Here is a 22,994-nt window from a genome sequence, read left to right on the forward strand (position 1 = left end):
GAGGATCCGTGCCGTCCTCTGCCATCGGGGATCACCGGTCGGCCCGAGGCTCGGTCGAGCAGAGTTCCACCTCGGCTCGCGCGGCGGCCAGGGCGCGGAGGGCCCGGCGGCCGACCGCGATGTCGGGCGGTTCGCCGGAGTTCTGCTCCACATAGGCCGTGCAGCCCGCCAGCCATGCGCGCAGGGCCTCCGCGCATCGTTCCTCGCGGTCGCGCGCCTTGCGGACAACGGCGCGGTGCCGCTCGACGCCGATGCGCTCCATGAGCCCGGTGTCGGCGGCCAGCGCGCGGATGTCGCCGAGGGCGTAGCGGCCGAGCCGGTCGGTGGCCAGGGCTCGTTCGGCGGCGATCCGGTCGAACAGCGGCTTCGGCCAGCCGAGGGCGCGTGCCGCGCCGTGCGCGCTGACGCTCTCCATCAGCGGCCCCTTGCGGGCGGCCACGACCTCGGTGACCGTCTCGGGGGCCAGCGCGTCGAGGTCGCGCAGGAGGTAGATGGGGTTGCCCTGGTAGCGGCCGGCCATCGTGAGGTCGTCGCGGGCGACCAGGACCTCGATGTCGGGCTTGTCCACGTCCAGGCCGACCCGCTCGGCCAGCCGGGCGGCCGCCTTCTCCGCGCCCACCGGCGGCCGGGGCCCGAACTCGGCGATGATCTTCTCGGCCTCCCCGGCGCAGCGGCCGGCGAGCTCGCGGGACCAGCGCCCCGGCGCGACGTCGGGGGGCGGCAGCATCTCGTTCTCCCTGGCCAGCCGGAGCTGCCAGGCGGTGATCCCCAGATGTGCGGCGAACTGCCGGGCGCCGTAGGCCTCGCTCATGGTCGCTGTCTCCTTCGGGTCGGGCGGTGACGACCTCGCCAGCATCGGCCGCGGCGCACGGCCCCGAAAGTGGAATCGCGTTCTGTGGAAAACGTCGTCAGGGTGAGGGCATGACGGAACTGGGGCTCGGGCTGGCCGCGCTGGGGCGGCCCGCGTACATCACCGTGGGCCGGGCCGGCGCGCTGCCGGCCGAGCGGAGTGTGGCCGCGATGCGCGCGGCGACCTGGCGGGTGCTCGACGCGGCCTACGCGGCGGGCGTCCGGTGGGTGGACGCCGCCCGTTCCTACGGCCTGTCGGAAGACTTCCTCGCGGGGTGGCTGGCCGAGCGGGGGCACCGGGACGTCACCGTGTCCAGCAAGTGGGGCTACGCCTACGTCGGCGGCTGGCGCATGGACGCCGAGGTCCATGAGGTCAAGGAGCATTCCCTCGCCCGCTATGTGGCCCAGTACGCCGAGAGCCGCGCCCTGCTCGGAAGCCACCTCGCGATCTACCAGGTGCACTCGCTGACCGCCGACAGCCCGCTGTTCGAGGACCGGGCCCTGCAGGCCGCGCTCGCGGAGCAGGAGGTCAGGGCGGGTTTCTCCACCACCGGCCCGCGCCAGGCCGACACGGTGCGCAGGGCCCTGGAGTTGACCGCCGGCGGGCGGCCGCTCTTCGCCAGTGTCCAGGCGACGTGGAACGTGCTGGAACCGTCGGCGGGAGAGGCGCTGGCCGAGGCGCGTGAGGCCGGGCTTCACGTCCTGGTCAAGGAGACGCTGGCCAACGGCCTCCTCGCCGTACGGCCTCCGGCGGAGGTGGCACGGGTCGCCGCACGGCACGGCGTGGGTGCGGACGCGGTCGCCCTGGCCGCCGTGGCGGCCCAGCCGTGGGCCGGCACGGTGCTGGTGGGCGCGGTGGACGAGCGGCAGCTGACCGCCAACCTGGAGGCGACGAAGATCCGCCTGGACGCCGCCGACCTGGCGGAACTGGCGGATGCGGCGGTCCCGGCGGAGCGCTACTGGCCGGCGCGCGGCGCCCTGCCCTGGACCTGAGCCGCGGGCGGTCAGATGCCGATGGCCAGCGAGTCCCAGAAGTCGGTCTCGTAGGCGTGCAGCATCCGTGCGGCGCGAAGGAGGTCGTGCGGGTCGTCCCCCGCCTCCAGTGCCGCCGCGATGACCTCCGTGGCCTGTGCGGCGAACCCGGGCGGCGATTCGGCGAAGAAGCGGAAGAAGGCGACCGCCTTCTCGTCCATGTCGTAGTGGACGCGCAGGGCCTCGGCGGCGCGGCCGCAGTAGGCGCCCCACTCCTCGAGGTTGGCCAGCATCGCCAGCGCCACCTCGCCGGCCCGCCCGAACGCCGCCCGCTGGGCCAGGTAGGCGGGGTAGGTCTGGGCCTGCGGGCGGGGCTCGTAGGCACTGAGATCCTTCTCACTCATTCCGAGGGCGGCCGCGAAGTCCATGAGCAGCACGAGCGCCTGTCCTTCACCGAGCGCGAGGGTGAGGAACATGTCCCCGGCGGGTGCCTCCGGGTAACGAGAGGCGAGAAGGGCGAAGCTGCGCCGGTCGCTGCCGATGATCCGGTATTCCTCCCCGGCCAAGCGGCGTAGGCGCTCCTGCGGCACCTGCCCTGTTTCGAGCAGTTCCAGGAAGCGGTTCCCGGCCGAGGCGGTCGTGGCCTCCGCGCGCGCCCGGGCGACCAGCCCGGCCGCGTCGTGATCGAACTCGTCGTCGAACATGTCACTCAGCGCAACATCTATGGCGCCCGTCGTCAACGGGTAGGCCCGAAACAACCCACATGATCGCCTGGATACGATGAGGGCCGGAACGTCTACGCGACGTGGACGGAGTTGGGAGCGAGCGAGTATGTCCGATTTCGAGCTCAACCACACGGGCGGGCGGATGCCCCTCGAGGTGACTCAGGCGAGCGAGGGCCCATCGGGCCTCGGCATCGCCAAGCTGCTGAAAGAGACGGGGCACGTCACCCTCGACCCGGGCTTCACCAACACCGCGTCCACCACGTCGGCGATCACCTACATCGACGGTGAGGCCGGCATCCTGCGCTACCGCGGGTACCCGATCGAGGAGCTGGCGGAGAAGTCCTCCTTCCTCGAGGTCGCCTACCTGCTGATCTACGGCGAACTGCCCTCCTCCGACGAGCTGTGGCGGTTCAACGACAGGGTCCGCCACCACACGCTGCTGGACGAGAAGTTCAAGGCGTTCTTCTCGGCGTTCCCGCGCCGCGCGCACCCGATGGCGGTGCTGTCCTCGGCCGTCAGCGCCCTGTCGACCTTCTACCAGGACAGCCTGGACCCCTTCGACGCCGAGCAGGTCGACCGCTCCAGCATCCGGCTCATCGCCAAGCTGCCGACGATCGCCGCGTACGCCTACAAGACCTCGATCGGCCAGCCGCTGCTGTACCCCGACAACTCCCTCGGGTACGTGGAGAACTTCCTGCGGATGACCTTCGGGCTGCCCACCCAGCCGTACGAGATCGACCCCGAGATCGTCCGCGTGCTGGACATGCTGTTCATCCTGCACGCCGACCACGAGCAGAACTGCTCCACCTCCACGGTGCGGCTGGTCGGCTCCAGCCAGGCCAACCTGTTCTCCTCGGTGTCGGCGGGCGTGGACGCGCTGTTCGGCCCGCTGCACGGCGGCGCCAACCAGGCCGTCCTGGAGATGCTGGAGGGCATCCACGCCAACGGCGACGACGTCGACTCGTTCGTCAACCGCGTCAAGAACAAGGAGCCCGGCGTCAAGCTGATGGGCTTCGGCCACCGGGTCTACCGCAACTACGACCCGCGCGCCGCCGTGGTGAAGAAGGCCACCGGCAAGGTGCTGGAGGCGCTCGGCAAGTCCGACCCGCTGCTGGACCTTGCCATGCGCCTGGAAGAGGTCGCCCTCAGCGACGACTACTTCGTCGAGCGCAAGCTGTACCCGAACGTCGACTTCTACACCGGCGTCATCTACAAGGCGATGGGCTTCCCGACCAACGCCTTCACCGTGCTGTTCGCGCTCGGCCGGCTGCCCGGCTGGATCGCGCAGTGGCGCGAGATGATGAACGACCCGGCCACCAAGATCGGGCGTCCGCGCCAGGTCTACACCGGCCCGACCGAGCGGCACTACACCGACCTGTCGTCGCGCTGACCGAAGCGTTCGCGAAGGGCCGGGCACCGAACACGGTGCCCGGCCCTCGTGGCTTCACCGGGACCCGCCGGGTTAGCCTGAGGGCCGTCGACGGAGGGCTCCCGCGTGTCGCCGATCGTGGAACCGAGGCTGGCCGACCTGGACTTCTGGGCCCGCCCGCAGGCCGAGCGCGACGAACTGTTCGCCGCGCTGCGCGCCGCGCCCGCCCCGGTGTTCTGCCCGCGGCCGGACGGGCCCGGCTTCTACGCGCTGACCCGTTACGACCAGGTCGCCGAGGCCAGCCGGCATCCCGAGATCTTCAGTTCCGAGCCGACCGCGGTGGGCCTGGACGACCCGCCTCCCTCGTCCGTCCGCCCCGCCGGCTCGATGATCAGCCTGGACGATCCGCGGCACGCCCGGCTGCGCCGGATCGTGTCGCGCTCGTTCACGCCGCGGACCGTCCGGCGGCTCGCCGGGGACGTGGCGGCGCTGGCCGCCGGCATCGTGGACGGCCTCGCCGAGCGCGGCCCCTGCGACTTCGTCGAGCACGTCGCGACGCCGATGCCGCTGCGCGTCATCTGCACCATGATGGGGATCCCCGAGTCCGAGTACGCCGCCGTGGTCGACGCCACCGAGGTGATCCTGGCGCTCGGCGACCCCGGTTACGTCGACGCGGGCGGCAGGGACAGGGCGACCGCGCTGAAGGAGAAGTTCGCCTATCTGCATTCGCTGGTGTCGGAGCTGGCGCGGCTGCGCCGGGTGCGGCCGGCGGACGACCTGGTCACGGCGCTGACGCAGGCCGACGTGGACGGCGAGGCGCTCACCGACGTCGAGCTCGCCCGCTTCTTCGCCCTGCTGGTCGTCGCCGGCAACGAGACGACGCGCAACGCGCTGTCCCACGCGCTGGTCCTGCTCACCGGGCACCCCGATCAGCGCTCGGTCCTGATGTCCGATCTGGAGGGGCGGCTGCCGGGGGCGGTCGAGGAGATCGTCCGCCTCGCCACGCCGGTGATCTGGATGCGCCGCACCCTGGTCCGCGACCACGAGCTCGGCGGCCACCCGTACCGCGCCGGGGACCGGGTGATCATGTACTACGCCTCGGCCAACCGCGACGAGGCCGTGTTCGGCGATCCGTGCGCGTTCGACATCACCCGGACCCCGAACCCCCATGTCGGCTTCGGCGCGCCGGGCCCGCACTTCTGCCTGGGCGCCCATCTGGCCCGCCGGGAGGTCACCGTACTGCTCCGTGAGCTGTTCACCCGGCTGCCGGACCTGCACGCGACCGCTCCCCCGGTCCGGCAGCGCTCGTCCTTCATCAACGGCGTCAGGTCGCTGGCCTGCGCCTTCTGATCCCGGCCGCGAAGTTGTCCACAGAACGCCGTTCCACTTCTGTTCCGCCTCGGCGCGCCGCAGCCTGGACTGCGAACCGCTTCCCGAGGAGGAACCCATGCCGGCCACCGTCAGCTTCATCGTCCCCGAGCAGGTCACGGCGTCCTTCGTGGTCGCGACCGGCCAGCCGGACGTGCCCGCCGCGATCCTGTCGGCGCTCGCCCCCGACCTCGCCGCCGAGGCCGCCCGGCGGCTCGGCACGCCCCGCCTGACGATCACGTCCCACCCGGTGGACCGCTCCCCCTGGTGCCCGCCTCCCGGCGGCGCGGCGGGGACGCTCCGCCACATCGGGGTCGGCGCGACCCTGCCCGCCGGCGACCAGCCGCTCGGCGCCCGTCTGGCCCGCGCCCTGGCCCGCGTGATCGCCGAGCACTCGGCCGGGGTCGCGGTCGACCTCGACAACGCCCGGATCCTGCCGGACCGCCCCGAGCCGCGCCGCTTCGCCCTCGCCGACGGCTGGCTCGGCGCCCGCCGGCCGCCCGGGCGCGGCCCGGAGCACTGCACGGCCGGCGCGGAGGAGGTCGACGGTTGCGCCTGCGTCGAGCTCACCACCCAGGGCCTGCACCGGTTCGGCCTCCCCGAACTGCGCATCTCGGGCGTCGCCTGCGCGCACGACCTCGCCGCCCTGAACATCCTGCGCGCGACGGCGCAGCGGCTGCTGCCGCTCGGCGCCCGCCCCGGCGTCCATGTGATCCCGCGTGAGCTCCCGCTGACCGGCACCGACTTCGCCGCTTACTGGGGCGACCGCGAACCGCTGTGGGACGACGATCCGGTCCCTGTGCGTCTCACCTCGCTGTCACCGCGGCTGCTCAGTGTGTCTTCCCCGTCCCGGTTCCCTGGCACGCTCAACCAGTGGCTGTGGGACGAACTCCCGCCGCCCCTCTATGACACCGGCCCTCAGGACGGCGTCCTCGCCCCGGCGCCGGCCTGACCACCGTCAGCGAGCGGCGCGGGACTCGGCATGGGCCTTGAGCCGCTCCAGGGTGGTGGCGATGTTCGCGGCGTTGTGGCCCGGCCGGTTGATCACACCGGTGACGAGCATGGCGAAGGGGATGAACCACACCGGGACGCGCGCCCAGTTGCTCTCGGTCACGATGCAGGTCCCGTCGCCGGCCGGCTCGATCTTGTACTGCCACCGGGAGATGGGCACCTTGAGGACGGGAACGCTGACGTCGTAGGCGAAGCGGCGCCCTTGCTCCAGGGCGATGATGCGGCAGTGGGTCTGCCAGCGGCGCCACCCGTTGCGGTTGAAGCCGACGAACCTCGCCCCGAGGGCGGCGCGGGTGGCGCCGTCCAGCCAGCGTGCGGCCATGGCCTCCTCGGCGAAGCCCGCCATGGTCACCGGATCGCTGACGAGCTCGAAGAGCTCATCGGCCGGCGCGTCGACCGTGATCGACTTGGCAGCGAAAAGCCTGTTCACAGATACCTCCTGGGGGGGGCTGCGATGCATCGGCGCTCGAACAGGGCGACCGGATACCAGAAAGCCGGGCGTTCACCACCGTGGCGTTCGCCGGGCCGCCGACGGAGCGAAGCGCTGTGGGGGGATGCCGATACGACGGGCGCACCTCGGCCCGCCCCGGGGCGCCAAGGCCCGGAAGCGCCGGCCATGCCAGAAGGCGCCCCTCCCGGAAACCGGTCACAGCGCGCCCTCCCGCACCGCGAAGGCCACGGGCAGCCTGCGGAACAAGGCGGGCAGAGCCATGACACCGACCATCGAACGCTCCTGAGAGAGGCGGCATCGGGCACCTCACAATCCAGAGACAGTACTGTTCCTTGAACTCCTTGGGAACGCCACAGCGGCCTCTCACCGAACGCGCCGGTCACGCCGAGGTGGTGACCGTCCAGCCACCGGCCGGTGACGGCCCGGCCGAGCTTGCCGAGCGCGCCGATGCCATGGCGAAGACGGCCGGGAACCGCGAAGAGGTGCGCTGGTGGCGCAGACCATGGCGGGGTCCACCACGTCGCTGGTGTGCGGGCGCGTGAAGGCAAGGAAGGTCGTCATGCTGAACGCCATGCTCCCCGCGCCCGGGGAGTCACCCGGAGAGCGGTGGGACAACATACGCCGCCCGGAGCACGCCGCCCGGAGCACGCCCAGCGGAACGGCAGGGTGGTCGGATTCGGCTTCTCCGCCGATTTTGTTCATGGCGTTCCCGGGGACGTCTCGGACGGCCTGTCGGCCCAGGGTGGGCAACGGCAGTCGGACACCCCTTTTCGCGGCCCTGTGGTCGCTGGGCGGGTGGCCCAAAGTGGACACAGTCTTCCTGCAGGGGCGCGACGACCGTTTCTTCCCGCTGGAGTTCCAGCGCCGGCTCGTGAGCGAGCGGCTGGGGATCGAGCCGGACGAGATGCCCGGCGGCCAGCTGGCCGCCCTCAGCCTGCCCGCGGAGCCGGCGGACCGGCCGGCCGGTTACGCGTCCGCGCCGATGCGCCGGGCCAGTTCCGGGGAGAGGGGGTAGGGGCGTTCCTTCGGCAGGAAGGTCCTGGCCTTGGCGGCCTGGCCGTCCTGGAGCAGGCGGTGGATCTTGCGGACCAGAGGGGTGCGGTCCTCGATACCGAGGATCCACTCGTCCACGTAGTCGCCGATGACCTGGCGGCTCAGCCCGACCTGGATGCTGCGGTCCGCCAGTTTCTCGCCGCGCAGGGAGCGTTCGGGGTCCCATTGGACGTGGACGGCGGCGTGCCGGAGGGCCGCGCGCCACTCGTCGCTGTCGCGGAAGACGCGGCGGTCCGCGTGGGTCGGTACGGCCTGGGAGAGCGCCCGCTCCCAGCCGGTCCTGCTGATCCGGACGGCCAGCACCCGCTCCTGCCCCGGCTTGCGCGCCCAGCCGCTGCGCGCCATGAGCCAGAGGAAGGACGGCTTGATCCAGGTCATCCGGCCCCGCGAGAACGGCGGCACGAAGCGCCCGGCGGCGAGGGCGGGCTCGGCGATCAGGGGGCTGTAGGCCTGGTAGACGGTGATCGAGTCACGGTCGTGCAGGGCACGGATACGGTAGGTCATCTCGGGGACGATCTTTTCCGGCACCCGCCGGACCGGCAACGGGTTTTCGGGCGGATTCGGAGGAGTTCGGGCAGAGTGTGCCCATGACTCCTCCCTTGATCGGGCGCCGCGCCCTCAACCGGGCCACGCTCGACCGCCAGCTGCTGCTCCGGCGCGCCGGCCTCACCGTGCCCGAAGCCCTGGAACGGCTGGCGGGCCTGCAGGCGCAGAGCACGCACAGCTGGTACCTGGGTCTCTGGTCGCGCCTGGAGGGGTACCGGCCCGAGCCGACGGGCGAGCTGCTGAAGCAGCGCGAGATCGTGCGGATGGCGCTGATGCGCTCGACCATCCACCTGGTGACGGCACGCGACTGCCTGTGGCTGCGGCCGCTGACGCAGCCGGTCATCGAGCGCACGACCCGGTCCAGCTTCGCCCGGGGCATCGTGGGTCTGGACGCCGCCGAGCTGACCGCGGCGGCGCGGCGCCTGATGGCCGAGGGGCCGCTGACGTTCAGCGCGCTCGGCCACCGCCTCGCCGAGCGTTGGCCGGAGCACGACCCGATGTCGATGGCGCAGACCGTCCGGGCGCTCGTCCCGCTGGTGCAGGTCCCGCCGCGCGGCGTCTGGGGCGAGAGCGGTCAGGCCGCGCATGTGCCGGTCGAGGACTGGCTCGGCCGGCCGGTGGATCCCGGCGCGTCGTTGGAGACGCTGGTGCTGCGCTACCTGGCGGCGTTCGGCCCCGCCTCGGTCCGGGACGTGCAGCACTGGTGCGGCCTGACCCGCCTGAACGAGGTCGTGGACGGCCTGCGCCCGCACCTGGAGGTGTTCCGCGACGAGTCTGGCCGTGAGCTGTTCGACCTGCCGGATGCGCCCCGCCCTGACCCGGACACCCCGGCGCCCGCCCGTTATCTGTACGAGTGCGACAACCTGCTGCGTTCGTTCGCCGATGTCAGCCGGGTCACAACGGCGGACTATAGCGCTCAGGGCTTCGGCGGGAAGAACGAGGAGCCCTCGACGATCCTGGTGGACGGCGAGGTCGCCGCGACGTGGCGCATCACGACGACGCGCGGGAGCGCGACGCTACGGATCCGCCCGTTCCGCGAGTTGACCAGCGCCGAGGAGGAGGACGTCCGCACCGAAGGCGCCGCCATGCTGGAGTTCTCCGCCGCCGGAGCCAGGGAGCGCACGCTGGTGGTGGACGCGCCGGTCCCCGGGTGACCGGCGCCTTCCTGGCCCCGGCCATCCCGACCTCGCACCGGTATCCAGGGACTGACGTCTTTTCCGGCCCGGGCCATTCCGGCCTCACGCCGATACTCAGGTAGCCGGGGTCTGGCGTCTTTCTCGGTCCAGGTCACCCCCGGTCTCGCGCCGATATTCAGGTAGCCGGGTCCAGTGCCTTTCCTAATCTGGACCATCCGGCTTCGCACCGGTAGCCAGACAGCCAGGAGCCGACGCCTTCCCGGTCCGGGCCATTCCGGCTTCTCGCCGGTAGCCAGACAGGCAGGGGTCGGCTCCTTTTTCGGGCCGGGTCCTTTCGGTCTCGCGCAGGTTCCGGCCTTGCCCAGATTCCGGCCCTGCACAGGCTCCGGCTCCGCGCGGGTTCCGGGGCGGGCGGGTGCCTTCCGGCACCCGCCCGCCGCTGATCAGGCCGCGCGTACCGCGAGCCGGTCGCGCAGCAGGTCGATGGCCTCGGTCAGGTCCGGCGCCGCGGCCTGGGCGCGCAGGCGCCGGCCGGCGAGCTCGACGACGGCCTGGGCCAGCGCCGGGCGCGGCAGGTCGGCGCCGGTCACCTTGCTGAGGGTGACCCGGACCGAGGTGATCTCGCCCTGCGCGCCGTCCAGCGCACTGCGCACGGCGCGCTCGGCCACCTCACGCTCGGCGTCGCTCACCTGCCCGGAGGTCTGGAAGCCGATGGCGGGAAGGGTGCGGTCGATGGTGTTCATGGTTCCCCCTAACGAATGCGGTGGGTGTGGTTCACCTTGGGGACGGGTTGTCAGGCGGGCGCCGCCACCGCGCGGCGTGACGCCCTACAGACAGGACTGGCGAGGGCGCCCGGGAGTTCACCGGATTCGGGGAGAGGTCCGTCACGAGGCCCGGATCACAGTGCTTTATCACGCCGGACCCCGCCCGCAGCGGATGATCTTTTCAGTCTTCCCAAAACCATGGCGTGATCCTCTAGCATGGACCGTGCCGTTCCGCCCCATGGCGGTCCCACCGACTGGCTGGTGAACCTTGCCCCAGGATGCAGCTGTCCCGACACCTCCGGCCGATGACGAGCCGGACGGCGGTCGGCTCATCGGTTACCCCCGGCGCGGTGGCCCCACCGTGCTGCGCATCCTGCTGGGCGCCCAGCTGCGCCGGCTGCGCGAGCAGCGCGGCATCTCCACCGAGCAGGCCGGCTACGAGATCCGCGGCTCGCACTCCAAGATCAGCCGGATGGAGCTGGGCCGGGTCGGCTTCAAGGAACGCGACGTCAGCGACCTGCTCACGCTGTACGGGGTGACGGGCAACGGCGAGCGCGCGGCGCTGCTGGAGCTCGCCCGCGAGGCCAACACCCCCGGCTGGTGGCACCAGTACGGCGACGTGCTGCCGCAGTGGTTCGAGACCTTCCTCGGCTTGGAGGAGGCGGCCTCGCTGCTGCGCAACTACGAGCTGCAGTTCGTGCCGGGCCTGCTGCAGACCGAGGACTACGCGCGCGCCTGCGTGCGCCTGGGCTTCCCCGACGCCGGGGACGAGGAGGACGTCGAGCGCCGCGTGAGCGTGCGGCTGACCCGCCAGGAGCGGTTCACCTCCCCCGGTGCGCCGACGCTGTGGGCGGTGATCGACGAGGGCGTGGTGCGGCGCCCGCTCGGCGGCCCCGCGGTGATGCGCCGCCAGCTCGAGCACCTGATCGAGATGGCCGAGCTGCCGAACGTGACGCTGCAGATCGTGCCGTTCGGCGCGGGCGGGCACGCCGCGGCGGGCGGTCCGTTCACGATCCTGCGGTTCGCCGAGCCGGGCCTGTCGGACGTGGTGTTCCTGGAGCAGCTGACCAGCGCGCTCTACCTGGACAAGCCGACCGACGTCGACACCTACATGCGGGCGATGAACAACCTGTGCATCACCGCCGCGCGCCCCGACGACACGATCGCGTTCCTGCGCGACATCCTGCGCGAGGACTACTAGCCCGGCAGGACGCGCTCGTCCCTGCTGCGCCCGGTGCCGCGGAACTCGGCGATGACCGCTCCGTCGGCGACCCGCCGCACCGTCACGTCGTAGACGCCACCGCGGCGCATGCGGACGCGTTCGGCGGCGACCGCCTCCAGCACGTCGCCCTCGTGCGCGGGCGCCACGAACACCACGTCGGCCGCCGCGGCCACGGTGACGCTGTCGCGGCTGTTGCAGGCGTAGGCGAAGGCGGTGTCGGCGAGCAGGAACAGGTAGCCGCCGTGCGCCAGCCCGAACCCGTTGACCATGGCGCGGGTCACCGTCATGACGGCCCGGGCCCGTCCCGGCCCGGCATCGGTGATCTCGATGCCCAGGTGCCGGGTTGCGTGGTCGCGTCCGTACATCGTCTCGGCGCATCGCCGCGCCGTCTCCGCCGCATCGCTCACCCGCCCAGCGTATTGATCGCCGGGCGCCGGGGAAGGTCCATCGCAGGACCGCACACCGATGGAGGAAGCATGCTGTTCGGCAAGGAGCACGTCCAGCGCTACCAGGAGACCGGCGGCCGGGAGGGCCACGACTGGCAGGGCACGGTGACGCTGCTGCTCACCACGACCGGCCGCAAGAGCGGCGAGTCCCGCACCACACCGCTGATCTACCAGAAGGCCGGCGACGATTATGTGATCGTGGCGTCCAAGGGCGGGGCCGACGAGCACCCGCTGTGGTACCTGAACCTGCAGGCGGACCCGAACGTGACGGTGCAGGTGCGCGACGAGGTGTTCAAGGCACGGGCCCGCACCGCGACCGCGCAGGAGCGGCCGGAGCTCTGGGCGAAGATGGCGGCCACCTGGCCGCAGTACGACGATTACCAGCGCAAGACCGACCGGGAGATCCCGCTGGTGGTGCTCGAGCGCGTCTGAGCACCCGGCGGGGCTCTTTCGCGGGCGCGCCGCGGGCGGGTAGCGTCGTGTGGGAACATTCGTTCGACGATGTCCGTTCGAGGCCACCGAGGTGCTGAGGTGCCGACGTCACAGAACGCACGCGACACCGAACCGCCCCCGTCCGCGCTGCCCCGGCGCTGGGACCTGGACGGCCCGGCGACGCCGGTCGCCGCGGACGGCTGGCGGGTCGACACCGCCGCCGGGCCGTTCTTCCTGCGGCGGTACCGGGCGCCCGACCGGCGCGGCATCGCGTTCCGGCACACGCTGACCGCCGCGCTCGACGAGGCGGGGCTGCCGGTGCTCGCCCCGGTCCCGGCGCGCTCGGGGCGCACCCTGGTCACCGCGGGCGGGCACGGCTACGCGCTGTACCCGTGGGTGTCGGGCCGCCGGCGCGGCGGGCTGGAGCTCACCTACGGCCAGTGCGAGCGATTAGGAGAGCTGCTCGGGCTGCTGCACGCCGGGCTGGACCGGCACACCCCGCCGGTGCAGCAGAGCATGCTCGTCGCGACGCCCCGCGCCGCCGACGCGGTCGCCGAGATCGACCGGGCGCTCGCGGCGGTCGCCGGCGAGGGCACCGATTTCGCCGCGCTGACCGAGCGGCGGCTGCTGGAGCGGCGCGCGCTGCTGGCCGAGTACGCCGACTTCCGGCCGCCGGAGCTGGACGCGAGCCTGGTGGGGCACCTGCACGGCGCGTTCCACGCGGGCCATCTGCGCTACGGCGGTTCGGGCAACGTCACCGCCGTGCTCGGCTGGGACGCGCTCACCGTCGGCCCGGTCGCCGGCGAGCTGGTCCGCGCCGCGGCGTCGCTGTTCGCCTGTGAGGACGAGCGCGGCCTGGACCTGGACCGGGTGCAGGCGTTCGTGCGCGGCCACCGGGCGGCGTTCCCGCTGGACGCCGAGCAGATCCAGTCGGCGGTGCACCGCACCTGGTGGGAGCTGCTCTGCGACGTGCGCCCGCTGCGGCACCGCTATCTCGGCGACGAGACGGGCGGGCGCGGCTCGGCGGGCGCGGCGGCGCTGGTGACGTGGTGGTCGGCGCAGCTGGACCGCACCCTGGACGCCGTCCCCGCCCCCTACACCGAGCCGCCCGCGGAGAGCCCGGCCTACGGCTGAACCTATCTTGACCGCTCGTTACAGATAAGCGTAGAGTCGCGGCCATGGCGCGCACCAGGGAGTTCGACACCGACGCCGTGGTGGACGCGGCGATGGAGGTCTTCTGGAGCCGCGGCTACGAGGCGACCTCCGTCCAGGACCTGGTGGAGGCCACCGGTATCGGGCGCGGTTCGCTGTACGCCGCGTTCGGCAGCAAGGACGGCCTGTACGAGGCCGCCCTCACCCGCTACTCGGCCCGCTCCACGGCCAAGATGAGCGCGCGGCTGGAGCGGGACGAGCCGGTCCGCGAGGTCCTGCGCCACCTGCTGCTGTCCCTGATCGACGACATCGTCACCGATCCGGGGCGGCGCGGCTGCATGGTGACCAACAGCGCCGTCGAGCGGCTGCCGCATGACGCCGTCGCTGGCCGCATCGTCGGCGATGCCTTCGACCGCATCGCCGAATCGGTCGTCGATGTCCTGCGCAAGGCCCGTTCCCATGGCGAGCTGCCGCCGGACACCGATGTGACGGCGCTCGGCGACTTCATCGTGACCACCATCCAGGGCCTGCGCGTGCAGGGCAAGACCGGGGCCGACCGGCGCCGGCTCGCCGCCATCGCCGAGACCGCCCTGCGCGCCCTGCCCGATCCGGGCTAGGAGCACCGGCGCCCGCCGGACCCGCCGCACGCCCTTTATCTGTAATGGACAGTCAAGAAAAGGACAGGAAACCATGACCACTGTCGCCCTGCTCGGCACCGGCATCCTCGGCACCGCGATGACCCCCAATCTGCTGAAGGCGGGCCACGCGGTGACCGTCTGGAACCGGACCCGGTCCCGCGCCGAGCCGCTCGCCGCGCACGGCGCCACCGTCGCGGACTCCCCCGCCGAGGCCGTGCGCGGCGCCGACGTCGTCATCACGATCCTCAACGACGGCGACACCGTCCTGCGCACGATGGCCGACGCCGCGCCGGGCCTCCGGGAGGGCCAGATCTGGGCGCAGATGAGCACGGTCGGCGTCGCCGCGGTCGAGCCGCTGGCCGCGCTCGCCGCCGAGCACGGCGTCACGTTCGTCGACGCCCCGGTGCAGGGCACCAAGGCCCCCGCCGAGCAGGGCAAGCTGGTCGTGCTCGCGGCCGGCCCGCAGGAGGCGCGCGGGCCGCTGGAGCCGGTGTTCGGCGCGGTCGGCCAGAAGACGCTCTGGCTCGGCGAGGACGGCGCGGCGGGCACCGCCTCGCGGCTGAAGCTGGCGGGCATCGCCTACGCGATCTCGCTGACCGCCGTCATCGGCGAGGCCGTCGCGATCACCGAGGGGCTCGGCCTGGACCCGGCGCTGTTCGCCGAGCTCGTCACCGGCGGCCCGATGGACAGCGGCTACCTGCAGGCGAAGATGAAGGCCATCACCACCGGCGACCTCGCGCCGAGCTTCACCGTGCACAACGCCGAGAAGGACACCCGGCTCATCGCCGAGGCCGCCGCGGCCGCCGGGATCAGGGTGGACATGGCCGAGGCCGCCCGCGAGCGGCTGCGCCGCGCCGAGGCGCAGGGCCACGGCGGCGAGGACATGGCCGCCGCCTACTTCGCCAGCCGCTCGGAGGGCTGAACGGGCCCGCCGGCGACGACCGCGAACCCGTACGGGCCGCCGAGCCGCAGCTCCACGATCGTCCCGTTGGGGACGATCGTGGAGCCGGTGTAGCGGTGGAACGCGCGCATCGCGTCGCTGTCGGGGGCGGTGATCCCGGTGGTCAGCGTCCACAGCACCGCGCGGATGAACAGGGCGTGGGTGAACACCGCGGTCAGGCCGTCATCGGGGCGCGCCGCCAGGCGGTCCAGGAAGGCGCGGGCCCGGTCGATGAGGTCCTGGAACGACTCGCCGTTCCCGCCGTTGACGTAGCGGGGGTCGGCGCGCCGCCAGTACGCCTCGGCGTGGGGGCGGCGCTCGGCGTTCGTCGTCCGCGGGCCGTGCAGGGCGCCGAGGTAGGTGAACTCCTCCACCGGCCACTCCTCGCACGGCACGTCCGGGAACCGCGCCATGGTGGGCAGCGCCGTCTCGCGCGCCCGCACGAACGCGGACGCGACGATCAGGTCCGGCGCGGCGGCGAAGGCCCCCGCGGCCGCCTCGGCCTCAGCCCGCCCGCGCGGCGTGAGCGGCGCCGCGCCCGGCCCGTTGGTGGGCAGCCCCGCGTTCGACTCGCTCTCGCCGTGCCGGATCAGCCACGCCCGCGCGCCCGTCGTCTCGATCATGGTGATCAGGCTGGCACGCGGACGCGGTGCTGGGAAACCCCCGCGGGCCGGGCGAGGATGGCGGGCATGGAGGTACTGAGCAGCCGCATCCTGCTGCGTCCGGCCGATCCCGGGCCCAGCCGCCGCTTCTACCGGGACGTGCTCGGTCTCGCGGTGTACCGCGAGTTCGGGCCGCCGGACGCCCCGGGCACGGTGTTCTTCCTCGGCGGCGGGTTCCTGGAGGTCTCCGGGCACGGCGGCCCGGCCGCCGGGGCACCGATGATCTGGCTCCAGGTCCGCGACGTGCGCGCCGAGCACGAACGGCTCGCCGCCGCCGGGGTGCCGGTCCTGCGGGAGCCGCGGACCGAGCCGTGGGGGCTGGTGGAGATGTGGATCACCGACCCCGAGGGCGTGCGGATCGTTATGGTCGAGATCCCCGACGACCATCCGCTGCGCCGCGACCAGCGGACCTGAAGGAGCCGCCATGAGACGCCCGCCGCCCGCCGTCGACGGCAGCGACTACTGGAACCACAACACCCACTACCACGGGCTCGTCCTCGCCGGCATGCCGCGCGGCTGCCGGGAGGCGCTCGACGTCGGCTGCGGCGACGGGCTGCTGGTGCGCAAGATGGCCGGGCGCGCCCAGCACGTCACCGGCCTCGACCACTCGCCGGAGATGGTCGCCAAGGCGCGGCGGCTCAGCCGCGGCGTGCCGAACGCCGAGTTCGTCCAGGCCGACTTCCTGGAGTTCGAGCCGCCCGGCGACGGCTACGACTTCGTGTGCAGCGTCACCGCCGTCCACCACATGGACTTCACCGCGGCGATCACGGCCATGCGCGCGGCCCTGCGCCCCGGCGGCACCCTGGTGGTCATCAGCCTGGCCAACCCCGACTCCTTCGGCGACCGGCTGGTCACCGCGCGCGGCGTCCCGGTGCACTACCTCAACCGGGTGCGGCACCGCCGCCGCCTCGGGGACCCCGGGGCGCCGATCGCCGACCCCGGCATGACCTGGACGCAGGTGCGCGAGCGGGCGCTGGAGCTGCTGCCGGGCGCGCGGTTCCGCCGGCACGCCCTGTGGCGCTACTCGATCGTCTGGCACCGGCCGAGGTGAGGACGCGAGGCCGGGGAACTGTCGGGCGGCTGCGCTAGCCTCCTCGCCATGTCCTCGGGCCCCGACGAGCTGGAGGCCCGCATCGGCGAGCTGCGGGCCGCGGTCCGCCGTGCGATGGCGGCCGGCGACCGCGCCGCCGCCCGGCGGCTGCGGGCCGGGCTGCGCGAGGCCGAGCGCGCCTGGGACGAGGCGGTGCTCGGAGCCGACGAGCCTTCACACGGGCCCTCACACGGGCCCTCGCACGGGCGCGTCCGGCCGCCGGCGCGCGACCAGGCGCACCGGGCGCTGACGCTGCTCGGCGTCCCCGCCGCGCCCAAGCTCGTCGCGTCGGTGCACGCGGCGTTCTTCCCCGCCGAGCCCGCCGCCTCCCTGGCCAACCTGCGCCGCGACGAGGAGCGCTCGTTCCGCAGCGCGCCCCACGCCCGCCCCTACTACCTGTGCGCCGCGCTCACCGCCGACCTGCTCGCCCCCGCGCGCGGTCTGCTCACCATCAGCACTTGGTCGCTGGAGCGCCGGGTCGTCGGGCGGCTCAGCGCGCGCGCCGACTTCCTGGCGGCCGCGATCAACGTGGCCGGGCACGTCCGGCGTGACACACCGGACGTGCAGCGGCTGCTGTGGCGTTTCGCGGCCAACATTCCGGACGCGTCCGGTGGTGCGATCGGTACAGTCGACCCGGTGGCCCTCGCCGGGGCCGCGCGGGCCGAGCTGGCCGTCCACCGCGACGCCGACCGGCGCGAGCGGGCCGCGGCGGCCGCCCGCGCCGCGGCCGGGCTCGGCGAGGCCGAGCGGCTGTTCGGCAGCCGGCTGCGGTCGCTGCGCGCCGCGTCCGGCGAGTCCCACCGGCCACGCCCCACCGACGGAGAAGACCGATGACCGAGACCGCGCCGGACCTGGACCGGCTGCGCGGCGGCGCTCCCCCGCGCAACCACGACGCCCGCACGATCGCGGCGCTCACCGCCAACCCCGGCTGCGCCCGGCGCGGCGTGATGGACGCCGCCGGGGTCGACAAGGACGCGGTGGCGCGGCAGCTGGGCTTCCCCGCGCCCTACGGCCAGTCCCAGTTCGCCATCACCCGCGGGAACGTGTTCGAGCAGCAGGTGAAGGCCGACGGCTGCGCCGAGCTGCTCACGCTGCTGCGCGACCGGCTCGGCCTCACCGTCCCCGAGGCCCGCTACGACGACCTGGAGGAGGTCGCGGGCAGCGAGAGCCGCGAGATGCGGCACGCCCGCACCCGGCGGCTGCTCGCGCGTGCCCTGGAGACGGGCGAGGGCACCCTGTTCGACCATCCGCTGCTGCGGCTGGAGATCGGCGGGCGGGCCGTCTACCTGGAGCCGGACGTCATCGCCTTCCAGCTCGCCGGCCGCTTCCACGTCGTGGAGATCAAGTCGTTCGCGGTGATCGACGGGCAGGCCGAGCCCGAGCAGGTCGCCGCCGCCGCGCGGCAGTCGGCGGTGTACGTGCTGGCGCTGCGCCGGCTGGTCGCCGAGCTCGGGCACGACCCGGCGCGGGTGGCGCACGAGGTGTTCCTGGTCTGCCCGGAGAACTTCACCAACCGGCCGACGGCGACGCCGGTGGACGTCCGCCCGCAGCTGGCGGTGGTGGAGCGGCAGCTGGCCCGGCTCACCCGGGTCGACGAGATCGTCGCGGCGCTGCCCGCGGACCTGACGTTCGCGCCCGGCGCGGCGCTGCCGGAGTCGGTGCGGGCGGTGCAGGCGCGCTACGCGCCCGAGTGCATGGCCAGCTGCGAGATGGCGTTCTTCTGCCGGGACGAGGCGCGGGCGTGCGGGGCGACCGGCGCGCTCGGCCGGTCGGTGCGCGACGACCTCGGCGGGGTCGACTCGATCGCGATGGCGCTCGCGCTGGCCGAGGGCACGCTGGAACCGGCCGCGGAGCTGGCCGAGACCGCCGCCCAGCTGCGCACCGCCACCCGGCTGCGCCGCGAGGCCCTGGGCGGTCTCCATTGAGCGTGCTGTCCTCGCTGGCGCGGCTGGAGGCGGCGGCGACGGGGCGGGCGCAGCCCGTGGCGACCGTCCGGCACTGCCATCTGGCCGGGGCGCCGCTGGTGATGATCCCGCTGAAGCTGGCGGGCGAGGCGGCGGCGCCGCTGGCGGTCATGCTCGGCCGGGACCGGGCCGAGCCCGCGTTGCTGGTCGTGCCGCAGCCGCGCAACCGGGACCTGCGGTTCGCGTTCGCGGCGGACCTCGCCAAGATCGTGCTGGAGCACATCGAGGCGAGCCGGGGCGCCGCCGAGGCGCTGGCGCCGGGTAAGGACGGCGAGGAGCGTTTCCGGTACACCGACGCCCCGCAGATCCTGCTGCCCAATCCGGGCGGGGTGGGGTTCCTGGCGCGGCTCGGGCGCTCCACCCGGTTCCGCAGCACCGAGGGCCCCTACGCGGTGGAGCCCGGTGTGCCGGCGCTCGGCCGCTGGCTGACCTGGTTCGCCGACCGGCACGATCACCCCGGGTCGTCGCTGCTGCTGACGGTGACCGAGGCGCTGCGGCTGCACTGGGCCACGGGCCAGAGCTCGCTGGAGGACGGCAATCTGGCCGCGCTGATGGGCTGGATCGATCCGCCGGACGGCCTGGACGGCGCGGCGGCTGCCGCCCGCGCCGAGGACCCCGTGGTCTGCCCGCCCGCCGGGCCCGCGACGGACCCGACGTTCGACAACGAGGTGCTCGCCCCGGCGATCGCCTCCTATGACGAGACCGGACACGAGCAGCGCGTCCGCACCGCGCTGGAGGGCCAGCTCGCCCCGACCTGGGATCTGATGTGGCGGGCGGTGGACCTGCTGCGTGCGCTGCCCGAGGGTGCGAGCGTGGCCAAGCGCTGGGAGCGCGACCGCGACGGTTTCACCTGGTTCCACCGCAACTTCGACGAGGGCGTGCCGCAGCCGCGCCGCGACACCGCCGTCCGGGCGGCGCGGCGGCTGCACGACCTGGAGCGCGCGCAGGACGCCTACGAGGCGCAGCGGGCCTTCGACGACCCGTTGATCATGGCCGAGCACCGGCTGAACGGGCAGGCGTTCGGCGGCGTGGTCGCCGGCGGCGACCCGGCCCGGCTGGACGAGTCCGGCAAACGCCCCAAACTGCGCCCGCATCTGCTGATCGCCACCGCCGACCCGGTGCGGCTGGACACCGGGACGGCCGTCTGCAACGCCGCCCGCCCCGGCCTCAAAGGCAAGATCGTCGACATCGGCCCGGACGGGGTCACGGTGGAGCTGACCGGCGGCATGGGCAACCGGCTCACCCCCGCCCCCGGCTCCGTGCCCGAACTCGGCGATCGGGTGGTGTTCACCTCGCTGACCGGCGGGTCGTTCGGCCCGGCCCGGTTCCCCGACCGCGAGAGCACGCCGTGGACGCACGGCGGCCCGCCGCCCGAGTACGTCCCGGCCGACGAGGACGCGCAGGAGGAGTGGTCATGACCCTGGACGCGCTGCCGCCCGCCGAGGCCGCGGGCCGGGTCGTGGACGCGGTGCTGGCCGACCTGGCCCGCGACCACCGCGGCGTGATCGTCGACTCGCCCCCGGGGGCCGGCAAGTCCACCCTGGTGGTGCGGGCGACCGCGCACCTGGCCGCCGCGGGCGAGCGCATGATGATCGTGGCGCAGACCAACGAGCAGGTCGACGACCTCATCGAGCGGATCGCCGCCAAGCATCCCGATATCGAGGTCGGGCGGCTGTCGGCGTCGGGGTACGTCCCGTCGGAGCGGGTGCTGGCGGCGCCGTCGGTGAAGGTGGCGCAGAAGGCCGACGACGTCGCCGAACGGCCCGTGGTGATCGCGACGGCGGCCAAGTGGGCGACGCTGTCGGAGGGGTCGTGGCCGTGGGCGATCGTCGACGAGGCGTACCAGATGCGCTCGGACATGCTGCTGCGCATCGCGGGCCGGTTCGAGCGGGCGCTGTTCGTGGGTGACCCGGGCCAGCTCGACCCGTTCTCCACCGTCGAGGTGGAGCGCTGGGCGGGCCTGTCGTGGGACCCGATGCGCAGCGCGGTGTCGGTGCTGCTCGCGCACAACCCCGATCTGCCGGTGCACCGGCTGCCGGTGTCGTGGCGGCTGCCCGCCTCGGCCGCGCCGGTGGTGTCGCGGGCGTTCTACCCCTTCACCGGGTTCCGGGCGGGCACCGGGCCCGGCGACCGGCGGCTGGAGTTCGGCGCGCGGGGCATGGGCACCGCGCACGACCGGGCGCTGGACGAGGCGGCGGCGTCCGGCTGGGCCCTGTACGAGCTGCCCGCCCGGCACACCCTGCGCACCGACGCCGAGGCCGTCCAGGCGACCGCGGACCTGGCGGTGCGGCTGCTGCAGCGCGGCCCGGTCGCGCACGCCGAGGGCGGGGCGGCGCCGGTCGGGCCCGGCCGGATCGCGGTCGGCGCGGCGCACCGCGACCAGGTCGCCGCGATCCGCGACGCGCTCGGCCCGGACGGCGCGGGGATCACCGTCGACACCGCCAACCGGCTGCAGGGCCGCGAGTACGACGTCACCGTCGTGCTGCACCCGCTGTCGGGGCGCCGCGACGCGACCGCGTTCCATCTGGAGGCCGGGCGGCTCTGCGTGCTGGCCTCGCGGCACCGGCACGCCTGCGTGATGGTGGCGCGCGCCGGGATCCCCGAGCTGCTGGACGCCCACCCCTCGACCGAGCCGGTCCGGCTCGGCGTGCCGGTGAAGTTCCCCGACGGCTGGGAGGCCAACCAGTCGGTGCTGGCGCATCTGGCCGCGCACCGCGTCGCCGCCGGATCCTGACGTCAGGCGGTCCCGGCGGTCGCGGCCCAGCGGCCGTGGTTGCGGGAGATGGTGATGGGGTGCTCGAAGCACTCGCTGATCAGCTCGGTGGTGAGCACGTCCTGGGCGCGCCCCGACGCCAGCACCCGGCCGTCGCGGAGCAGCAGCGCGTGGCCGGTGCTGGCGGGCAGCTCCTCCAGGTGGTGGGTGACCAGCACGCTGGCGAGGTCCGGGCGGCTGCGGCGCAGCCCGTCCAGGCTCGCCAGCAGCCGCTCGCGGGCGGCGACGTCCAGGCCGGTGGCGGGCTCGTCGAGCAGCAGCAGGCGCGGTTCGGGCATCAGCGCGCGGGCGATCAGCGCCCGGCCGCGCTCGCCCTGCGACAGGTCCGGCCAGCGCGCCCCGGCGCGCCGGGACAGCCCCATCAGCCCGATCAGCTCGTCCGCGCGGCGCAGCTCGGCCTCGTCCGGCGTCCAGCGCGGCACGAGCTCGATGGTGCCGGTCGCGCCGGTGAGCACGACCTCCCGGACGGTGCGCGCCGACTCCAGCGGGTGCCGCGGGTTGACGTGGCCGATGCGCGCCCGCAGGTCCGCCACGTTCACCCGGCCGAGCCGGTGGCCGAGGATCTCGGCGGTGCCCCGGGTCGGGTGCGTGTAGGCGCCGAGGATGCCGAGTAGGGTCGACTTCCCGGCGCCGTTGGCGCCGAGCAGCGCCCAGTGCTCGCCGGCGAGGACGGTCAGGCTGACCTGGTCGAGCAGCAACCGGCCGTCCCGCACCAGGTCGACTTTGTCAGTGTTTAGCACGACATCATGGGGCGAAGTGAAGGGGGACATGAGCCGACGTTAGCGCTCGCGCCGAGGCTCCCGGAGCAAAGAGGCACGCGGCCGGATACTGTGAGAGCCGGTGCCTCAGCGATCAGGGGAGGGACATGGAGGACATCGGCTTCATGTGCGCCCGCTGCGACGGCGAAGTGCATGACGTGACCCACAACCGCGAGGGCTCGCTGGACGGGGTCGGCTACCGCCACAACCGGCGGGTCGAACCCTGGGACCACCAGCTGGAGCTCGCGGTCGGCACCCCCGCGCCGCCGGCCGCCCGGTGCGACTTCTGCGGGGCGGCCGAACCGGGGTGGCTCTACCCGCCGACCCTGGACCCCGAGGACACCGACATCTTCGAGGTCGAGCTCGACACCAGCCGGCTGTCGGACGACGACACCGCGGTGGCCGTGCTGAACATGCTCTATCCGTGGCTGAGCTGCGACACCTGCTCGGTCCTGGTGGCCGACCGCAACATCGACCTGCTGATCGACCGCGCGCTGGAACTCACCCCGGTGCCCGCCGGCGGCCCGGTCGACGAGGAGACCGTGCGCGCCCGGCTGCGCGGGTCGCTGTCGGTCTTCTTCACCACCCGGCCCGGACGCCCGCAGCCCTCGCGCGCGATCTGAATCACCCCCGCCGGTCCCCGGACCGTCCGAGCGGCTCACTAAGATCGGTC

General features: G+C 73.6%; 26 protein-coding genes. 18 read left to right on the forward strand and 8 right to left on the reverse strand.

Annotation, left to right across the window (positions count from 1 at the left end; translation table 11 throughout):
• Nucleotides 1–31: 31 nt before the first annotated feature.
• Nucleotides 32–811: a hypothetical protein gene (locus tag ACRB68_RS00195; RefSeq protein WP_153530309.1), complete on the reverse strand. Its 780-nt coding sequence runs from the start codon at nt 809–811 to the stop codon at nt 32–34.
• Nucleotides 812–921: 110 nt separating this feature from the next.
• Between ACRB68_RS00195 and ACRB68_RS00200 the strand changes: the two genes are divergently transcribed.
• Nucleotides 922–1,842, forward strand: coding sequence for an aldo/keto reductase (locus tag ACRB68_RS00200; protein ID WP_153530310.1), 921 nt, complete (start codon nt 922–924; stop codon nt 1,840–1,842).
• 11 nt (nt 1,843–1,853) lie between these two features.
• Here ACRB68_RS00200 and ACRB68_RS00205 read toward each other — a convergent pair whose 3' ends face one another.
• Nucleotides 1,854–2,525, reverse strand: coding sequence for a thiaminase II/PqqC family protein (locus ACRB68_RS00205; protein WP_153530311.1), 672 nt, complete (start codon nt 2,523–2,525; stop codon nt 1,854–1,856).
• A 127-nt stretch (nt 2,526–2,652) separates the two neighbouring features.
• Between ACRB68_RS00205 and ACRB68_RS00210 the strand changes: the two genes are divergently transcribed.
• The 3 genes from ACRB68_RS00210 (at nt 2,653) to ACRB68_RS00220 (ending at nt 6,235) form a co-directional block, all read left to right on the forward strand.
• Nucleotides 2,653–3,936: a citrate synthase gene (locus ACRB68_RS00210; protein ID WP_153530312.1), complete on the forward strand. Its 1,284-nt coding sequence runs from the start codon at nt 2,653–2,655 to the stop codon at nt 3,934–3,936.
• Between the two features lie 105 nt (nt 3,937–4,041).
• Nucleotides 4,042–5,265, forward strand: coding sequence for a cytochrome P450 (locus tag ACRB68_RS00215; protein WP_328593552.1), 1,224 nt, complete (start codon nt 4,042–4,044; stop codon nt 5,263–5,265).
• Between the two features lie 97 nt (nt 5,266–5,362).
• Nucleotides 5,363–6,235, forward strand: coding sequence for a hypothetical protein (locus ACRB68_RS00220; RefSeq protein WP_153530313.1), 873 nt, complete (start codon nt 5,363–5,365; stop codon nt 6,233–6,235).
• A gap of 6 nt (nt 6,236–6,241) precedes the next feature.
• Here the strand turns inward: ACRB68_RS00220 and ACRB68_RS00225 are convergent, their stop codons facing one another.
• The gene (locus ACRB68_RS00225) at nt 6,242–6,724 is read right to left on the reverse strand and encodes an SRPBCC family protein (protein ID WP_328593553.1); all 483 of its coding nucleotides are present in this window, start codon (nt 6,722–6,724) and stop codon (nt 6,242–6,244) included.
• A gap of 826 nt (nt 6,725–7,550) precedes the next feature.
• Between ACRB68_RS00225 and ACRB68_RS00230 the strand changes: the two genes are divergently transcribed.
• Nucleotides 7,551–7,760 (forward strand): hypothetical protein, encoded by a 210-nt coding sequence (locus ACRB68_RS00230; RefSeq protein WP_153530315.1) that lies wholly within the window; start codon nt 7,551–7,553, stop codon nt 7,758–7,760.
• Here ACRB68_RS00230 and ACRB68_RS00235 read toward each other — a convergent pair.
• Complete coding sequence (locus tag ACRB68_RS00235) at nt 7,712–8,302, reverse strand: DUF4291 domain-containing protein (protein ID WP_153530316.1); 591 nt, start codon at nt 8,300–8,302, stop codon at nt 7,712–7,714. The two genes, ACRB68_RS00230 and ACRB68_RS00235, sit on opposite strands and share 49 nt — an antisense overlap.
• Nucleotides 8,303–8,385: 83 nt before the next feature.
• On the opposite strand from ACRB68_RS00235, the gene ACRB68_RS00240 reads away from it, so the two are divergent.
• Nucleotides 8,386–9,498: a winged helix DNA-binding domain-containing protein gene (locus ACRB68_RS00240; RefSeq protein WP_153530317.1), complete on the forward strand. Its 1,113-nt coding sequence runs from the start codon at nt 8,386–8,388 to the stop codon at nt 9,496–9,498.
• Nucleotides 9,499–9,923: 425 nt separating this feature from the next.
• Here the strand turns inward: ACRB68_RS00240 and ACRB68_RS00245 are convergent, their stop codons facing one another.
• Nucleotides 9,924–10,223: an HPF/RaiA family ribosome-associated protein gene (locus ACRB68_RS00245; RefSeq protein ID WP_153530318.1), complete on the reverse strand. Its 300-nt coding sequence runs from the start codon at nt 10,221–10,223 to the stop codon at nt 9,924–9,926.
• Between the two features lie 382 nt (nt 10,224–10,605).
• Between ACRB68_RS00245 and ACRB68_RS00250 the strand changes: the two genes are divergently transcribed.
• Nucleotides 10,606–11,445, forward strand: coding sequence for a helix-turn-helix domain-containing protein (locus ACRB68_RS00250; RefSeq protein WP_328593554.1), 840 nt, complete (start codon nt 10,606–10,608; stop codon nt 11,443–11,445).
• Here ACRB68_RS00250 and paaI read toward each other — a convergent pair.
• The gene (paaI, locus tag ACRB68_RS00255; RefSeq protein WP_407924272.1) at nt 11,442–11,873 is read right to left on the reverse strand and encodes a hydroxyphenylacetyl-CoA thioesterase PaaI; all 432 of its coding nucleotides are present in this window, start codon (nt 11,871–11,873) and stop codon (nt 11,442–11,444) included. The two genes, ACRB68_RS00250 and paaI, sit on opposite strands and share 4 nt — an antisense overlap.
• Before the next feature lie 69 nt (nt 11,874–11,942).
• Here paaI and ACRB68_RS00260 point away from each other — a divergent pair, with 69 nt between their 5' ends.
• From ACRB68_RS00260 to ACRB68_RS00275, 4 genes are all read left to right on the forward strand, one after another.
• Nucleotides 11,943–12,344 carry a nitroreductase family deazaflavin-dependent oxidoreductase gene (locus tag ACRB68_RS00260; protein WP_153530320.1) on the forward strand — a complete coding sequence of 134 codons (402 nt, stop codon included), beginning with the start codon at nt 11,943–11,945 and terminating at the stop codon, nt 12,342–12,344.
• A gap of 99 nt (nt 12,345–12,443) precedes the next feature.
• Nucleotides 12,444–13,478, forward strand: coding sequence for a phosphotransferase enzyme family protein (locus tag ACRB68_RS00265; protein WP_328593555.1), 1,035 nt, complete (start codon nt 12,444–12,446; stop codon nt 13,476–13,478).
• A 44-nt stretch (nt 13,479–13,522) separates the two neighbouring features.
• Entirely contained in the window at nt 13,523–14,113 is a 591-nt protein-coding gene (locus ACRB68_RS00270; RefSeq protein ID WP_153530322.1) for a TetR/AcrR family transcriptional regulator, read from the forward strand.
• Between the two features lie 73 nt (nt 14,114–14,186).
• Nucleotides 14,187–15,056 carry an NAD(P)-dependent oxidoreductase gene (locus tag ACRB68_RS00275; protein ID WP_153530323.1) on the forward strand — a complete coding sequence of 290 codons (870 nt, stop codon included), beginning with the start codon at nt 14,187–14,189 and terminating at the stop codon, nt 15,054–15,056.
• Here ACRB68_RS00275 and ACRB68_RS00280 read toward each other — a convergent pair.
• Entirely contained in the window at nt 15,029–15,697 is a 669-nt protein-coding gene (locus ACRB68_RS00280) for a histidine phosphatase family protein (protein ID WP_153530324.1), read from the reverse strand. The genes ACRB68_RS00275 and ACRB68_RS00280 overlap by 28 nt on opposite strands.
• Nucleotides 15,698–15,763: 66 nt before the next feature.
• Here ACRB68_RS00280 and ACRB68_RS00285 point away from each other — a divergent pair, with 66 nt between their 5' ends.
• From ACRB68_RS00285 to ACRB68_RS00310, 6 genes are read left to right on the forward strand one after another with little or no spacing between them, the layout of a single operon-like run.
• A complete protein-coding gene (locus tag ACRB68_RS00285) occupies nt 15,764–16,150 on the forward strand; it encodes a VOC family protein (protein ID WP_153530325.1) in 387 nt (128 codons plus the stop codon).
• 10 nt (nt 16,151–16,160) lie between these two features.
• Nucleotides 16,161–16,787 carry a class I SAM-dependent methyltransferase gene (locus tag ACRB68_RS00290; protein ID WP_153530326.1) on the forward strand — a complete coding sequence of 209 codons (627 nt, stop codon included), beginning with the start codon at nt 16,161–16,163 and terminating at the stop codon, nt 16,785–16,787.
• A gap of 48 nt (nt 16,788–16,835) precedes the next feature.
• A complete protein-coding gene (locus ACRB68_RS00295) occupies nt 16,836–17,660 on the forward strand; it encodes a hypothetical protein (RefSeq protein ID WP_153530327.1) in 825 nt (274 codons plus the stop codon).
• Nucleotides 17,657–18,751 carry a hypothetical protein gene (locus tag ACRB68_RS00300; RefSeq protein WP_153530328.1) on the forward strand — a complete coding sequence of 365 codons (1,095 nt, stop codon included), beginning with the start codon at nt 17,657–17,659 and terminating at the stop codon, nt 18,749–18,751. The genes ACRB68_RS00295 and ACRB68_RS00300 overlap by 4 nt, the downstream gene beginning before the upstream one ends.
• A 2-nt stretch (nt 18,752–18,753) precedes the next feature.
• Nucleotides 18,754–20,208, forward strand: coding sequence for a hypothetical protein (locus ACRB68_RS00305; RefSeq protein ID WP_328594055.1), 1,455 nt, complete (start codon nt 18,754–18,756; stop codon nt 20,206–20,208).
• On the forward strand, nt 20,205–21,524 hold the full coding sequence (locus ACRB68_RS00310; protein WP_153530330.1) for an AAA domain-containing protein: 1,320 nt from the start codon (nt 20,205–20,207) through the stop codon (nt 21,522–21,524). The genes ACRB68_RS00305 and ACRB68_RS00310 overlap by 4 nt, the downstream gene beginning before the upstream one ends.
• Nucleotides 21,525–21,526: 2 nt before the next feature.
• Here ACRB68_RS00310 and ACRB68_RS00315 read toward each other — a convergent pair whose 3' ends face one another.
• Nucleotides 21,527–22,333, reverse strand: a complete 807-nt coding sequence (locus tag ACRB68_RS00315) for an ABC transporter ATP-binding protein (RefSeq protein WP_153530331.1) — start codon at nt 22,331–22,333, stop codon at nt 21,527–21,529.
• Between the two features lie 95 nt (nt 22,334–22,428).
• Between ACRB68_RS00315 and ACRB68_RS00320 the strand changes: the two genes are divergently transcribed.
• A complete protein-coding gene (locus ACRB68_RS00320; protein WP_153530332.1) occupies nt 22,429–22,944 on the forward strand; it encodes a hypothetical protein in 516 nt (171 codons plus the stop codon).
• Nucleotides 22,945–22,994: the final 50 nt, after the last annotated feature.

The sequence above is a fragment of the Actinomadura macrotermitis genome, from assembly GCF_009604375.1.
GTDB lineage: Bacteria > Actinomycetota > Actinomycetes > Streptosporangiales > Streptosporangiaceae > Spirillospora > Spirillospora macrotermitis.

Coding starts and splice junctions, on each gene's coding strand:
- ACRB68_RS00195 (WP_153530309.1), bottom strand. CDS start 811: ATGAGCGAGGCCTACGGCGCCCGGCAGTTCGCCGCACATCTGGGGATC.
- ACRB68_RS00245 (WP_153530318.1), bottom strand. CDS start 10,223: ATGAACACCATCGACCGCACCCTTCCCGCCATCGGCTTCCAGACCTCC.
- ACRB68_RS00315 (WP_153530331.1), bottom strand. CDS start 22,333: ATGTCCCCCTTCACTTCGCCCCATGATGTCGTGCTAAACACTGACAAA.
- ACRB68_RS00240 (WP_153530317.1), top strand. CDS start 8,386: ATGACTCCTCCCTTGATCGGGCGCCGCGCCCTCAACCGGGCCACGCTC.
- ACRB68_RS00295 (WP_153530327.1), top strand. CDS start 16,836: ATGTCCTCGGGCCCCGACGAGCTGGAGGCCCGCATCGGCGAGCTGCGG.
- ACRB68_RS00235 (WP_153530316.1), bottom strand. CDS start 8,302: ATGACCTACCGTATCCGTGCCCTGCACGACCGTGACTCGATCACCGTC.
- ACRB68_RS00200 (WP_153530310.1), top strand. CDS start 922: ATGACGGAACTGGGGCTCGGGCTGGCCGCGCTGGGGCGGCCCGCGTAC.
- ACRB68_RS00300 (WP_153530328.1), top strand. CDS start 17,657: ATGACCGAGACCGCGCCGGACCTGGACCGGCTGCGCGGCGGCGCTCCC.
- ACRB68_RS00210 (WP_153530312.1), top strand. CDS start 2,653: ATGTCCGATTTCGAGCTCAACCACACGGGCGGGCGGATGCCCCTCGAG.
- ACRB68_RS00285 (WP_153530325.1), top strand. CDS start 15,764: ATGGAGGTACTGAGCAGCCGCATCCTGCTGCGTCCGGCCGATCCCGGG.
- ACRB68_RS00270 (WP_153530322.1), top strand. CDS start 13,523: ATGGCGCGCACCAGGGAGTTCGACACCGACGCCGTGGTGGACGCGGCG.
- ACRB68_RS00205 (WP_153530311.1), bottom strand. CDS start 2,525: ATGTTCGACGACGAGTTCGATCACGACGCGGCCGGGCTGGTCGCCCGG.
- ACRB68_RS00280 (WP_153530324.1), bottom strand. CDS start 15,697: ATGATCGAGACGACGGGCGCGCGGGCGTGGCTGATCCGGCACGGCGAG.
- ACRB68_RS00260 (WP_153530320.1), top strand. CDS start 11,943: ATGCTGTTCGGCAAGGAGCACGTCCAGCGCTACCAGGAGACCGGCGGC.
- ACRB68_RS00290 (WP_153530326.1), top strand. CDS start 16,161: ATGAGACGCCCGCCGCCCGCCGTCGACGGCAGCGACTACTGGAACCAC.
- ACRB68_RS00220 (WP_153530313.1), top strand. CDS start 5,363: ATGCCGGCCACCGTCAGCTTCATCGTCCCCGAGCAGGTCACGGCGTCC.
- ACRB68_RS00310 (WP_153530330.1), top strand. CDS start 20,205: ATGACCCTGGACGCGCTGCCGCCCGCCGAGGCCGCGGGCCGGGTCGTG.
- ACRB68_RS00320 (WP_153530332.1), top strand. CDS start 22,429: ATGGAGGACATCGGCTTCATGTGCGCCCGCTGCGACGGCGAAGTGCAT.
- ACRB68_RS00275 (WP_153530323.1), top strand. CDS start 14,187: ATGACCACTGTCGCCCTGCTCGGCACCGGCATCCTCGGCACCGCGATG.